The organism is Rhabdonatronobacter sediminivivens (genome assembly GCF_013415485.1).
Lineage (GTDB): Bacteria > Pseudomonadota > Alphaproteobacteria > Rhodobacterales > Rhodobacteraceae > Rhabdonatronobacter > Rhabdonatronobacter sediminivivens.
In genome coordinates this window covers 78169-92235 of sequence record NZ_JACBXS010000003.1, presented here as the reverse complement: position 1 = coordinate 92235, position 14067 = coordinate 78169, and the positions used below count along the sequence as shown (strand labels likewise).

Sequence of the window (14067 nt, the reverse complement as noted above, 5' to 3'; positions counted from 1 at the left end):
GTTACAGTGAATGTGTCGGCGGATTAACGCAAGTAACCCCGTTCGCCCCAGACCGCGTAATTCTCGCGGAAGGTCCTGTAGCTTTCATAGACCCGGGCAAAATCGGGATCGGCGGCGGACTCCTCCTCGATCACTTCCATCCAGGCGGCTTCCAGCGCTTCCAGGATTTCCTCATCGAACTGGTGGATCGTCACACCGCGCTCTTCCAGCTCGGCCAGGGCATCGAACTGGATCGCCTCACCTTCGACGAAGCCGTGCAGCAGGTTGGCCTGGCAGACGGTTTCGATCTTGAACTGGGTCTGCTCATCCAGGCTTTCCCACAGATCCAGGTTGATCATCAGGTCAAACAGGGTGGACTGCTGGTGCCAGCCGGGCAGGTAGTAATGCTGCGCCACCTGATAGAAGCCAAGGTTCAGGTCGATGGCGGGCATCGAGAATTCGGCCGCATCAATGGTGCCAAGCTCCAGCGCCGGGAAGATGTCACCGCCTGCGAGCAACTGGGTCGAGGCGCCCATCTTCTCCATCACCTTGGCGCCCAGGCCGAAGAAGCGCATGGTCAGGCCCTGGAAATCCTCGACCGATTCGATCGGCTCGCGGAACCAGCCGGCGCCTTCGGGGGCCAGAACGCCGCACATGATGGATTTGATGTTGTGCGGCTCATAGAGCTCGTCCATCAGCTCCTGCCCGCCGCCATAGAAGAACCAGGCCAGGTATTCGCCGGTTTCCGGGCCAAAGGGCACCGAGCCCATGAACTGCAGCGCCGGAACGCGCCCGGCCCAGTAGCCCGGGGTGGACCAGGCCATCTCAACCGCGCCGGTGCCCACGGCGTCGAATGCTTCAAGCGCGGGGACGATGCCGCCGGGCTCCTGGAACTGGACGGTGATCTCGCCTTCCATGATTCGGGTGATGTTATCCGCAATCCGCACACCCAGCGTGCCCAGCTGCGTCAGCGACCCGGGATAGGTCGACTGCAGCTGCCAGGTTTCCTGGGCCTGCGCGGCCGGTGCGACCATGGCGGCGCAAACTGCGGTGGTTGTCAGTAGTTTCCTCATGGGGTTCCTCCCTGCTGTTGAACGGTCCCGGGCGTTCCCGGATGCGGCTTGATGCGCGCGTCATAGGGTGGGCTGGGTTCAACAAGGGGGCAGTTTCCTCTGCACTACGCCCTTTCCCATGCTCCTCCCGATTCGGTGGTAAAAGAAGTTTACCAATCTGTCCACGAAATTTTTACCCGAATTCGGAATTCCGAGTTCAGAATGTACAGAGCTTTCCAACCTCCTTCAACAGCGCATCACGCAGGTGCAGCATGCACCGTAACATCGCTTCAGGCTACAGTTACTTTTGGTTGGGGCGTCATTGCCGCGCGGTACGGCTGACCGAGACGTTCCGCCGGGTATAGAATTCCCCCATCAGGCCAACAAGAATGACCACCAGCGCGAACCAGATCGGATACATCAGTGATGTGTTGAACGGGTTGTAATCATTGAAGGTAAAGCCCCGCGCCTGATCGATCAGATGAAACAGCGGGTTCCAGGTGAAATAGGGCAGGAAGCTGGCCGGAAGGATATTGGCCACGAACATCTTGCCCGAGGCGATCATGTTGAACCGGGTATAGACCTGGGTCGTCAGCTTGACCGCATTGGGCGCCCAGGGTTTCACCGCCAGCAGCACCATGCCCAGCGCCAGCCCGGCAAACCAGGCCACCAGCAGCATGGCAAAGGCCGGGGCGGGCTGGTGCACCTCAAGCGGGGTCCAGATGGCGTGATACAGGAACAGGATCACGAACAGCGACAGCACCTGCACGTAAAGCTCGCCCAACGCGGCGCCGCCGATGGCGATGATGGTGTTCATCGGCGCGTGTTTCATCATGGGTGAGGTCGGCCCCTCGGACCCCACCACCGCCGAAAGCGTTTTCACATGGCACATGAACAGGAACACGCCGGTCATCAGATAGAGCAGGAAATCGCCCCGCAGACCGGCGCCCCGCAGGCCGAAGAAGGCAAAGACCACATAGAAGACCAGCACCAGCGCCAGGGTCTGGGCAATGTTGATCATCAGCCCGATGATGGCGTTGCCATGGCTCTTGCGGATGGAGCGAACCGCGGCGTGAAAGATCAGTTCGAATATGCTGAGCGCGACCAGAAACGCCGGTTCCGCGCGGTGTGTGTTCTGCATGGCAGCCCCATGGAATGCCGCTGACTTGCGGTTCGGCTATGCTGACAGCATAAGGCATGCGAAAAGGTTACTCAACGCGTGCGAAGGGAACAGGTCATGACCGAGGCAGAGCAGATCGAATCAGTGCTGCGCGACCTGGCCCGCGATGCCGGTGCGGCAATCATGGCGATCCACGCGCGCGATGATTTCGACATCCGCGCCAAATCCGACGACAGCCCCGTGACCGAGGCCGACCTGGCCGCCGATCGGATCATCATCGCCGGGCTGGAGCGCGCATTTCCCCATATCCCGGTGGTGACCGAGGAACGCGCCGACAGCCACAGCCTCTCGGCGGATCGGTTCTTCATCATCGACCCGCTGGACGGAACCAAGGAATTCATCCGCCGACGGTCGGATTTCACCGTCAATATCGCGCTGGTGGAAAACGGCGTGCCGGTGCGTGGCGTGGTCTACGCCCCGGCCCGCGCGCGCATGTTCTACACACGCGCCGATGGCAGCAGCGTCGAAGAGGAGGGCCCCTTTTCGACCCCCGGCACGTTACGTCCGTTGCGGGTGCGGGAACCGGCGAATGACGCGCTCAGGGTGGTGGCCTCGAAATCTCACCGTGATCTGGCCACCGACGCCTATATCGCCCGCTACCAGGTGGCCGATCTGGTCAGCGCCGGGTCATCGCTGAAATTCTGCCTGGTCGCCGCGGGTGAGGCTGATCTCTACCCCCGCCTTGGCCGGACCATGGAATGGGACACCGCCGCAGGCCATGCCGTGCTGGCCGGGGCCGGCGGACAGGTGCTGCGCTTCGATGATCACCAACCCCTGCTGTATGGCAAATCGGGGTATGAAAACCCCTTTTTCCTGGCCTTGGCGCCGGGTGTGGACCTGACACCCCCGGGCTGACCCCGGCACTGCGGCGGATACACAACACCCTGTTTCCTATCGGCCACAAACTGCAAATATAGCAGTCACCCTGCCCGAAAAACCCGCATTTCTTCATGAACTGGCCCTCGAACGTCTAAAATTTGACAGGATTCTCCGGCGAAAACTGGCCCCAAGCCGCAAGCGCGACAGGATTGCCCCTGCATCGCTTGCAAGACACAGGTCAGGAAATTGGAGAAAGACATGGCACATAAGGTCACCAAGGCAGTATTTCCCGTGGCAGGCATGGGCACGCGGTTCCTTCCCGCCACCAAATCGGTGCCGAAGGAGATCATGACGCTGGTGGACCGCCCGCTGATCCAATACGCCATCGACGAGGCCCGCGCCGCCGGGATCACCGAATTCATCTTCGTCACCTCGCGCGGGAAAAGCGCGCTGGAGGATTACTTCGATCACGCCCCGGAACTGGAGGCCAGCCTGCGCGCCAAGGGCAAGACCGCGCTGCTGGAAACGCTGGAGGCCACCAACATGGACAGCGGCGCCATCGCCTATGTCCGCCAGCATCAGGCGCTGGGGCTGGGCCATGCGGTCTGGTGCGCGCGCCATCTGATCGGGGATGAGCCCTTTGCCGTGCTGCTGCCCGATGACGTGATCGCTGCCGACAAGCCCTGCCTGAAACAGATGGTCGAAGCCTATGCCGATACCGGCGGCAGCATGGTCGCCGCCATGGAGGTCCCGCGCGACAAGGTCAGCGCCTATGGCGTGCTGGACGTGCATCCTGCCATCCGGTCGGTCCTGCCGGTCAAGGGGATGGTCGAAAAACCCGCCCCCGGCACCGAGCCGTCGAACCTGGCGGTGATCGGGCGCTATATCCTGTCGCCGGATGTCATGCGCAACCTGGACAGTGCGACCCCCGGCGCGGGCGGCGAGATCCAGCTGACCGATGCCATCGCCGCCCAGATCGAACAGTCGAACAATGTCTATGGCTACCGCTTTGACGGGCAACGCTTCGATTGCGGCTCCAAGGCCGGGTTCCTGCAGGCGACCATGGCCTTTGGCCTGGCGCGCGAGGATCTGCGCGAGGATCTGGAGGAGTACCTGCTCAAGACACTGGCCCAGCGTCAGGCGGCGGAATAACCCGGGGCCGGGGGGCGTTCAGTCCTCTGCAACCCCGCCGCGCAGGAACCGGGCCTGCAAGTCCGGCTCAGGCGCCACGGGTTCAGCGGCGAAATGGGGCCGCTGGCCCAGCCCGGGGAAGCGTGTGCGCAGATCCTCGGCCAGGGTGGGTGACAGACGCGGCACCATGGCGCTGCTGGCCCAGAGGCTTTCGACCGGGATGCCTTCGGCATAGACGATCTCATGCGCGTCGAAGACCAGGCTGAAATACTCTACAAAGCCCCCTTCGCGCAGGCGCACCCGGGCGCCATCGACCAGCGCGCGGGCGGGCACCAGAATCTCGGCCCGGCCGGCCAGGCGCGCATCGCCCCGCTGATACAGGAACACCCGGTGGTGCGGGCTGATCCGCAACGACGCGGCATTGCCCAGCACACCGGCGGCAAATTCCACCGGCGCAAAGGCGCCCTGCGCGCGCTGACTGGTCCGTCCGATCCAGACCAGCGGCTGCGCGCCATGGTCCCGGGTCAGCACCGCATCGCCGGGGCGCAGCGCCTCGATCGGGGTCTGCGTGCCATCGGGGCGGGCAATGCGGGTGCCGCGCACCAGGGATGCGCAGGCCATGTCCGACAGGCGGATGTCACCCGAGTCCGCCCCGGCGCGCACCAGCGTGTAATCCACCCCCGCCCGCATCGGGCTGAGCGGCAGCGCATAAACCGCATGCTCCATGCGCATCAGCTCCAGCGTCACGCTGTCACCGTCATGTGCCATCAGGACCAGCCGCCCGGCGGGGATGACAGGCGCGCCCGTCTGGCCCAGCGCCGATCCCGGCGCCACCACCATGGGGGTTGCGCGGGCATCCAGGTCCAGCCCCTGGGGCCGGGCAGTGGTGGAGAGCTGATAGATATCCCCCTCGAACACCTCGGCGGGTTCGGCAAGCGCATCCCCCTGCGCGGTGCCAGAGACCACGGTGATGTCTGCCGCGGCAAAGACCTCGGCCCGGAAGGGGGGGATGTCGGACATGAGTGCCCTTGTGACTGTGTTGCGCCCCATGGTTACAGGGGCGGCCCGGAAAAAGGCAAGCCCGGCGCGCGGATGCGGCCGGGCTGCGGGTTCGCGGGCGGCTTTGATCCGCCGGTCAGATGATGCGCACCTGGGTGCCGATCTCGACCAGTTCGTACAGATACTCCACATGCGGGTTCATCAGGCCGATGCAGCCGTTCGACGCGCGCCGCCCGATCTTGGCGGGGTTGTCAATCCCGTGGATGCGGTAATACTGCCAGCTGAGGTTCATGGCGCGGGTGCCCAGCGGGTTGTCCGGGCCGGCGTGAACGATTTCCGGCAGCGAGGGGTCGCGCTCACGCATGCCCGGCGTGGGGATCCAGGTGGGCTCGAACCGCTTCAGCGTGACATGGGTATAGCCGCGGCGGGTGAATTCCTCGGACATGGGCACGGACGAGGGATAGACCAGCTGCACGCTCTGATCCTCGGACCAATAATAGAGCGCGCGCGAATCCGTATCGCACAGGATCGCACCCTTGTTCAGGTTGTCGAAGTGATCTTGCCAGCGCTGGTTGCGAAAGCCCATTACATTGCGCTGCGCGCGGCGCACGGTGGTTTCGGGTTCATATTCCGGGACGGATACAGCCCGTGCAATCCCGGGAGCAGCCAACGCGCCCAGAACCGCAGCACCCGTTCCCAACAAAGCCCTCCGGGAAAATCGCTTGTCAGACATGGACCAATCCTCTTTCTTATTTGCCGTTTCTTGAATGCTTTATTGCGAAAAGAGTTCCCGAATCGCAAGTCACGAGCCCGTGCGCCCGGCAGCGCTGTTGCGGAAATGCGCCAATCCCGGCGCTTCAGGCGTGGCACGCGCAGCGCCGTGTCAATGAAAATCCCGGCTGGGAAACAACACCCGGGCCTGATCGCGCGGGTGGCGGGCGCTGCGGGGCTGGCGGGTGGGAACGGGGCGGCGGGCCTCATCCCCGCGGCCCTGCGTGGGGTCGATCTCGCCGCCCTGGCCCAGGGTCGACAGCCGGGCCGACAGATCCGTTACATCCTCGGCGATAAGGTGGATGACCATGCCTTCACGCTGCAGCCTTCCCGTGATGCGCAACAGCCGCCCACCGATCACCGCGCGGCGGAAGTGCGCGTAAACCTTGGGCCAGACCACCACATTGGCCACGCCGGTTTCATCCTCCAGCGTGATGAAGATCACCCCCGAGGCCGTGCCGGGCCGCTGCCGGGTGATGACCAGCCCGCAGGTGCTGACCCGCCCGCGCGCCTGCGCCAGCTCCGCCGCAGTGGTCAGCCCGGCGATGTCCGGGCGCAGCAGTTCCAGGGGATGCGCGCGCAGGGACAGGCGCAGCGCCAGGTAATCTTCGACCACCGCCTCGCCCAGCGTCATGTCCGGGAGCGTCACGCCCGGCTCCATGATCCCCTCGCCATCCATGCCCGCGAACAGCGGCAGGGGTTTGGATGCCCTGAGCGCGCGCACCGCCCAGAGGGCGGCGCGTCGGGTCAGGCCGAGGGCGGCAAAGCCGTCGCCCTCGGCCAGCCGTTCAAGTGCGGCCACCGGCACCCCGGCCCGCCGCCACAGGCTTTCCACATCCGGGTAGCCATTGGCGCGGGCGGCGACGATCCAGTCGGCATCCTCGGCCCGCAGCCCCTTGATCTGGCGAAACCCCAGCCGCAGCGCCAGCCGCCCGTCGGCGCGGGGCTCCAGCGTGCAGTCCCACTGGGATGCGTTCACGCAGACCGGCCGCACCTCCACCCCGTGTTCGCGCGCATCGCGCACGATCTGGGCGGGGGCGTAGAAGCCCATGGGCTGGCTGTTCAGCAGCGCGCAGGCGAAAGCCGCCGGGTGGTGGCGTTTCAGATAGGCCGAGGCATAGACCAGCAGCGCAAAGCTGGCGGCGTGGGATTCCGGAAAGCCGTATTCGCCAAAGCCTTCGATCTGGGCGAAACAGGCGGCGGCGAAATCGGCGTCATAGCCGCGCGCCAGCATCCCGCCGATGAACCGGTCGCGGAAGCTGCCGATGGTGCCCATGCGTTTGAAGGTTGCCAATGACCGGCGCAGGCGGTCGGCTTCCTCAGGCGTGAAGCCAGCGGCCACCACGGCGATCTGCATGGCCTGTTCCTGAAACAGCGGCACGCCCAGCGTGCGCTCCAGCACCCCGCGCAATTCGGGCGAGGGCAGATGCACCGCCTCCTTCCCCTGCCGCCGCCGGATATAGGGATGCACCATGCCGCCCTGGATGGGACCGGGGCGGATGATCGCCACCTCGATCACCAGATCATAGAAAGAGCGCGGGCGCATCCGGGGCAGGAAATTCATCTGCGCGCGCGATTCCACCTGAAACACACCGATGGCATCGGCCACACACAGCATGTCATAGACCTGCGGACATTCGCGCGGCAGGTTCTCCAGCGTGAATGCCGCCCCTTCATGCTGCGCGATCAGCGCAAACCCCTTGCGCAGGCAGGTCAGCATCCCCAGCGCCAGCACATCCACCTTCAGGATGCCCAGCGCGGCGATGTCATCCTTGTCCCATTCGATGGTGCTGCGCCCCTCCATCGCCGCATTGCCGATGGGGCAGAGCTCATCCAGCCGCCCCCGCGTGATGACAAAGCCACCCACATGCTGCGACAGATGCCGGGGAAAGCCGATGATCTCGGCGATCAGGGCCATGGTCTGGGTCAGGCGGCGGTCAGAGGGGTCCAGCCCGATCTCCTGCAATTGCTCCGGCCCCGGCGGCGTGGCCGACCAGCCCCATTGCAGCCCCGCCATGGCCCCCAGCACATCCGAGGACAAGCCCATGACCTTGCCGACCTCACGTATCGCGGCGCGGGTGCGGAAATGGATGACGGTGGCGGTCAGCCCGGCACGGTGGCGGCCATAGCGGTCATAGATATGCTGGATTACCTCCTCGCGCCGTTCATGTTCGAAATCCACGTCGATATCCGGGGGCTCGCCGCGCGCTTCGGACATGAAACGCTCGAACACCATGGAAATGGTGTCCGGCGCCACCTCGGTGATGCCCAGCGCGTAGCAGATCACCGAATTGGCGGCCGAGCCGCGCCCCTGGCACAGGATCCCGCGCCCGCGCGCAAAGGCCACGATGTCATGGACGGTCAGGAAATAGGCGGCGAAGCCCAGGGCGGCGATGATGCGCAACTCCTTGGCGGTCTTCTCGGCGATCTCGGGCGGGATGCCGCGCGGGAAGCGGCGCCACAGCCCGGCATGGGTCAGCCGCTCCAGCCGCGCCTGCGGGGCCTCGCCATCGGTGATTTCATCGGGGTATTCGTAGCTCAGGTCATCCAGGGTGAAAGCGCAGCGGGCGGCGATTTCGAGCGTGCGGCGCAGGGCGGCGGGATGGTCGGCAAAGATGCGCGCCATCTCGGCCGGGCTGCGCAACCGGCGTTCGGCATTGGGCAGGGCGCGGGCGCCGATGGTATCGATGGTGCAGCCTTCGCGCAGGCAGGTCAGCACATCGGCCAGGCGGCGGCGGCGGGCGTGGTGCATCAGCACATCACCGCAGGCGACCATGGGCAGGCCCAGGCGTTGCGCCAGCGCGGCCCGGGCCGCAAGGCGCGCACGGTCACGCCCGTCATAGCGCGGGGCGGCCCCCAGAAAGACAGTGCCGGGAAAGCGTGCGGCCAGCGCACGGGCGGCCCGGCTGGTGTCTTCGGCAGTATCTTCGGCGATATCTTCGGGCGGCAGTGCAATCAGGACCAGCCCCGCGCCATGGTCCAGCAGATCCGCCAGCGCAATGTCGCACTGGCCCTTCGGTGCGCGCATCTTGCCCAGGCTCAGCAGCCGCGAGAGCCGCGCCCAGGCGGCCCGGTCCACAGGCAATGCCAACCAATGCGCGGCGCAATCGCGCAACACAAGCCGCGCGCCAGGGATCAGCCGCGGCAGGCGGCCTGCGGGGGTCAGCGTGGCGCCGCCTTCGGTCTGGCGGCTGGAGGGATCAATCCGGGTCTGGCCGCGAATGGAAATCGTCCCGCCCTCGGCCGCCGCGCGGGCCAGTTCGCGCAACGCCACATGGGCGCGCACCACCCCCGCCACGCTGTTGCAATCGGTGATGGCAATCGCCGAAAGCCCCAGCTCGGCGGCGCGCGCGACCAATTCCTCAGGGTGCGAGGCGCCGCGCAGGAAGCTGAAGTTCGAGGTGACGCAAAGCTCGGCATAGCCGTCGGCAGCGGGCGCAAGGGCACTGGGGGAATCGGTCGCCATGGCGCGAACATATCATGAACATTTACCGCCGACCAAGGGGTGACCGGCGCAGAGGGGGTGGCCACACCCAACCGATGCCGACCCTAACGAAAGGCCTCGCAGGGATCAGGGCGGTCCACCGGGTCGGTGACGATCCACAGATCAAAGGGCGGCGCGGAGTCGGGCGCCGCTTCCAGCTGGCCCAGCGCCAGAACCGTGATCCCGGGCGCCGCACGCGCAAGCTTCAGCGGCACCCCCTGATCCCGGCGCACATGCCCGGTGCCGGTGATCACGACAACCGGCCCGCCAGTCTCGGCATGGGCCAGCATCGCAGTGCGGGCCAACATCGCATCGCGCAGCCGCTGGATCTCGACCATCGCGGGCAACAACTCATCAGGCAGCATGTCGCAATGGGCGGCAGCCTGAAGCGCTTCGCGGCTGGCCTGCTCATCCTCGGACAGGGGCTGGTCCAGACCGAAACTGGCCGCCTCGGGGCCGAACGCTTCTTCGGCAGTTTGCGCCATCATGGCACGGGCCTCATTGCGCGGCAGGGCCGCACCACGGATCCGCGCCTGGGGGGCGGCGTCGAAAATGGGGAAATACATGGCGAAATCAGGCCAGCCAGAGGCTTCCCATTCCAGAACCTCGGCCAGAACCTCGGGGTCCTGACGGTTTGCGGCGGTGACCCGCGCGGCCTGTCCGCGTGTCAGCATCTCGAACACCAGCGCCGCGGGCTCCAGGGCCGCAACGGCGCGGGCTTGATGGGTGTGATGCGCCGGGTTGTCATGGATTTCACCCAGCAGATACACATCGGCCGGGGGCAGGCGCTCCAGATCATCCGGCGTTATTTCCGACGCCTCAGCCCCAAGCGAAAGCACACAGAGCAGAACACCCGCCAACAACCCCGCCCCATCCGTTCGGAACGAACGGACAGCGCCCCCGAGGCGCACGGGGTGGGTGGGTGGGTGCGGCTCGGGGGCGCTTTCTCTATCGCTTGTGAAGCAGGAACTCATGCCAGGAAGTGTTGCACTTCCCGCGACTGGGTTTCAAGGTTGCGCCGCATCTTGGCAAAGGCTGCGGCTTCAAGCTGGCGCACCCGCTCCTTGGACAGGCCCAGCTCATCGCCCAGGGATTCCAGCGTGCGTGGCTCCTCGCGCAGCTTGCGCTCGCGCACGATGAAACGTTCCCGGTCGGTCAGCGCATTCAGCGCCACCAGCAGCCATTCCCGCAACTGCGCCTGATCCAGCTTGATTTCCACCAACTCGGTCCCGGCATCGCTGTCATCTTCCAGCGTGTCGATCCACTCACGCCCCTCCTCATCCGAGGATTGCGTGGCATTGAGCGAAAAATCCATCCCGCCCAGGCGCCCCTCCATCATCTCCACATCGTGGATCGGCACGCCCACCTCGGCGGCAACAAGCTCGCGCAGGGTCTGGCGGTTCAGGGTCTCGCCCCGGGCGGCCGCCTCGCGTTCGATCTGCGCCTGGACCCTGCGCATGTTGAAGAACAAGGATTTCTGGCTTGACGTCGACCCGGTGCGCACCAGCGACCAGTTGCGCATCACGTAATCCTGAATGCTGGCGCGGATCCACCACACGGCATAGGTGGAAAACCGCACCCCGCGGTCGGGGTCGAACTTGTCGGCGGCCTTCATCAGGCCCAGCCCCGCCTCCTGGATCAGGTCATTCATGGGCGCGCCATAGCGGCGAAACTTGGCCGCCATGGAAATGGCCAGCCGCATATAGGCGTTGATCAGCCGGTGCAGCGCGGCTTCATCGCGGTGGTCACGCCAGGCATAGGCCAGCGCGCGTTCGGTTTCGGCATCCAGCAATTCGGCCTTCATGGCCTGGCGCGAAAAGCGGCGATCATCTTGTCCGTCAAGTGGCATTCTGGGCCTCCGGAGCGTTGTTTCCCTTTCCCTGTATTGCTTCGGATACGCGACGACGGGCGGAATGGATGACTCATGGTGCGGAATGTCGCACCCTGGCCACGGGAAACACGCCGCTCAGAGGGGGATCGGAGCCTCGGCTCCAGGGGGAAGAAGCCCCCCGGCGGCAATCCACCAGCCCGGCGCCCGGGGGCGCAGCGCCGCGGCGGCATGGTCGGCAGCAGCACGGCTGGGAAACAGGCCAAAGCAGGTGGCCCCGGACCCGGACATCCGCGCCAGAAGGCAGCCGGGCATCTGTTCCAGTGCGGCCAGGGCTTCGGCGATGACAGGTGCATGAATGATGGCAGGCCGGGACAGGTCATTGCGCTGGCCGCGCAACCAGTCGGCAAGCGCCTGCGCATCCGGCCAGGGGGCCGAACCGGTCGGCAGCGGGTCCATGGGCGGGTTGTCGCGCCGCGCCAGCGCGGCAAAGACCGCTGGCGTGGACAGGCCGACCCCAGGATTGACCAGCACCACCCCCAGGTCCGGCAAGGCGGGAATGGCGGTCAGAACCTCGCCCACCCCCTGCATGCGGCAGGGCTGGCCATGCAGGCAGACGGGCACATCGGCGCCCAGCCGCGCCAAGGCCCCGGCATCCGGCAAGACCGCCCCGGTCAGCGCCGCAACCGCGCGCAGGGTGGCCGCCGCATCCGAGGACCCGCCCCCGATCCCCGAGGCCGCCGGCAGATGCTTGTGCAGGGTCAGCGCCACGCCACCTGCCCCCATCAGCCGCGCCGCCCGCAAGACCAGATTGTCCGGCCCGCGCGGCACATCCGCCGCATAGGGGCCCAGCACCGACAGCGACAGATCGCCGGCCTCGGCGGCATCAACCCTGTCGCCGAAATCAAGCAGCACCACCAGACTGTCCAGCAGATGATACCCGTCAGCGCGCTGGCCGGTCACATGCAGGGTCAGGTTGATCTTGGCGGGAGCCAGGGTCCGCAAATGGCGGGGCATGGGTCAGTTTCCGCCGGTCTCGGAGGCTTCCTCTTCCAGCACCACATCCAGTCCCACGTCCAGCTTGCGGCGGATGCGCTCGACCTCCAGATCCGGATGCGGAGCAAAGGAAAGCGCGCGGCGCCATTGGAACCGGGCCTCGCGTTCACGGCCGACCATCCAGTAGACATCGCCCAGGTGATCATTCAGGATCGGGTCCGTGGGCATCAGCTCTACCGCGCGCTCCATGACCGGCACGGCCTCGTCATACCGGCCCAGACGATAAAGCGCCCAGCCCAGACTGTCGGTAATATAGCCGGATTCGGGGTCGCCTTCGACCGCGCGTTCGATCATATCCAGCGCCTCGTCCAGATTGCGCCGTTCTTCGACCAGTGAATAACCCAGGTAATTCAGCACGCTGGGGTTATCGGGGACAAATTCCAACGTGCGCCGGAACCAGGGCTCGGCCTCGGCGAAGCGGCCATCGCGCTCCAGCGAAATGGCATAGGTGTAGTAGAGCACCCAGTGGCGGCGTTCGGGGTCATCGATCAGGGCGATGGCGCGTTCATAGACGTCGATGGCTTCGGTGAACTGTTCCTCGCGGCGCAGGAAATCGCCCAGGGTGGTCAGCACCACAAGGTCATCCGGCATCTGTGCCGCCAGCGCGCGCAGCCGGTCGATCGCGGCTTCGGGGTCGCCTGCCTCGAACAGGGCCTGCGCGCGGCCCATTTCCGCGTTCAGGAAGAAGGGATCACCCTCGGGGACACGGGCGTAGGTGCTGTCGGCCAGGTCATGCTGGCCCATGCCTTCCAGCAGACGGGCCGAAAGCATCATGGCTTCGGAATGATCGGGGACCAGAAACTCGGCCAGCCGCGCATAGACCAGCGGCAGGGTGCCATCCTCATCAGCGGCCAGCGCGCTGCCGATGACGTGATAGACCTCGGCCAGGCCTTCGCGCGCATTGCCGATCAGCGTGAACGCGGGCTGGCGACCCTCGGCAAAGGCGGTGCGCAGTTCCTCTATGTCGGATTCAACATCGGCCCCGAACTGTTCGAACGAAAGCTCCAGCGCCTCATCGAAGCGTTCAAGCTGACCCAGAACCAGAAGCTGCGCCACGACCCCGCGTCGCCCCATGCTGATCGGCCCCGCGTCATCGCCCATGAGGATTTCATGCGCGCCTTCGAAATCCCCCACCATGGCCAGCGCCAGCGCCTTGTTGTAGAGCGCGAAGGGCGTGACCAGATCGCCGGCGATGGCATCGTCAAAGGCGGCCAGGGCCTCGGACATGCGGCCCAGGCCGATCTGCGCCCAGGCCGGGGCCAGGGCATCGGTCAGCGGGCCGGTATCGGGGCCGGTTTCCACGGCGTCCAGCACCGCGGCGTAGTCCCCTTCGGCAAAGCGCGCGGCCTGCACCACCAGCGCGGCCACCTGACTTTGACCACCGCTGGCCAGAAGCGTCTGCGCCAGCGGCAGGGCCTTCTCCACCTGCCCCAGCAGGACCTGCGCGTGCATGGCTGCATCCATGAAGAACAGGTTGGCGGGGTCTGCCTGCAGGGCGCGCTGGAAATAGGTCGCCTGGGCGGCAAAGTCGTTTTCGACCAGCGCCACGCGCCCGGCCAGGAAGGCCCCGGCCAGCCCGTCACCATGGTCTGGCATGTCGTGCTGATCGGCGGTGGCAGGGGCCGCACCCAGCATGAGCGCGGCCGCAAGGGCGATGACGTGGCGATGTCCCGGCAAGGGAGGCTCCTTCGCTGCTTCGCCTGCAACCCTAGTGCCGCGCCCGGGCAGTGACAATCGCCCGGCCCGAAGTTTCACCCCCAGGCGGCGC

The 14067-nt window shown here is 66.0% G+C and carries 11 protein-coding genes; 2 read left to right on the top strand and 9 right to left on the bottom strand.

What is annotated here, in order from left to right:
* Window positions 1-23 precede the first annotated feature (23 nt).
* Both HUK65_RS02225 and HUK65_RS02220 read right to left on the bottom strand, forming a co-directional pair.
* Window positions 24-1052 (bottom strand): TRAP transporter substrate-binding protein, encoded by a 1029-nt coding sequence (locus HUK65_RS02225; protein ID WP_179904497.1) that lies wholly within the window; start codon window positions 1050-1052, stop codon window positions 24-26.
* 298 nt (window positions 1053-1350) lie between these two features.
* Complete coding sequence (locus tag HUK65_RS02220) at window positions 1351-2172, bottom strand: ABC transporter permease (protein WP_179904496.1); 822 nt, start codon at window positions 2170-2172, stop codon at window positions 1351-1353.
* A gap of 96 nt (window positions 2173-2268) precedes the next feature.
* On the opposite strand from HUK65_RS02220, the gene cysQ reads away from it, so the two are divergent.
* Window positions 2269-3066, top strand: a complete 798-nt coding sequence (gene cysQ, locus HUK65_RS02215; RefSeq protein WP_179904495.1) for a 3'(2'),5'-bisphosphate nucleotidase CysQ — start codon at window positions 2269-2271, stop codon at window positions 3064-3066.
* A gap of 222 nt (window positions 3067-3288) precedes the next feature.
* Window positions 3289-4182 (top strand): UTP--glucose-1-phosphate uridylyltransferase GalU, encoded by an 894-nt coding sequence (galU, locus tag HUK65_RS02210; protein WP_179904494.1) that lies wholly within the window; start codon window positions 3289-3291, stop codon window positions 4180-4182.
* Window positions 4183-4200: 18 nt separating this feature from the next.
* On the opposite strand, the gene HUK65_RS02205 is transcribed toward galU, so the two are convergent.
* From HUK65_RS02205 to HUK65_RS02175, 7 genes are all read right to left on the bottom strand, one after another.
* Complete coding sequence (locus tag HUK65_RS02205; RefSeq protein WP_179904493.1) at window positions 4201-5181, bottom strand: Hint domain-containing protein; 981 nt, start codon at window positions 5179-5181, stop codon at window positions 4201-4203.
* A gap of 115 nt (window positions 5182-5296) precedes the next feature.
* On the bottom strand, window positions 5297-5893 hold the full coding sequence (locus HUK65_RS02200; protein WP_179904492.1) for a L,D-transpeptidase: 597 nt from the start codon (window positions 5891-5893) through the stop codon (window positions 5297-5299).
* Window positions 5894-6043: 150 nt separating this feature from the next.
* On the bottom strand, window positions 6044-9397 hold the full coding sequence (locus HUK65_RS02195; protein ID WP_179904491.1) for an error-prone DNA polymerase: 3354 nt from the start codon (window positions 9395-9397) through the stop codon (window positions 6044-6046).
* 83 nt (window positions 9398-9480) lie between these two features.
* Window positions 9481-10275 (bottom strand): ChaN family lipoprotein, encoded by a 795-nt coding sequence (locus HUK65_RS02190; RefSeq protein ID WP_407692406.1) that lies wholly within the window; start codon window positions 10273-10275, stop codon window positions 9481-9483.
* A 110-nt stretch (window positions 10276-10385) separates the two neighbouring features.
* Window positions 10386-11264 carry an RNA polymerase factor sigma-32 gene (locus HUK65_RS02185; protein WP_179904489.1) on the bottom strand — a complete coding sequence of 293 codons (879 nt, stop codon included), beginning with the start codon at window positions 11262-11264 and terminating at the stop codon, window positions 10386-10388.
* Between the two features lie 117 nt (window positions 11265-11381).
* On the bottom strand, window positions 11382-12260 hold the full coding sequence (locus HUK65_RS02180) for a 4-(cytidine 5'-diphospho)-2-C-methyl-D-erythritol kinase (protein ID WP_179904488.1): 879 nt from the start codon (window positions 12258-12260) through the stop codon (window positions 11382-11384).
* A gap of 3 nt (window positions 12261-12263) precedes the next feature.
* The gene (locus HUK65_RS02175) at window positions 12264-13976 is read right to left on the bottom strand and encodes a tetratricopeptide repeat protein (RefSeq protein ID WP_235441716.1); all 1713 of its coding nucleotides are present in this window, start codon (window positions 13974-13976) and stop codon (window positions 12264-12266) included.
* Window positions 13977-14067: the final 91 nt, after the last annotated feature.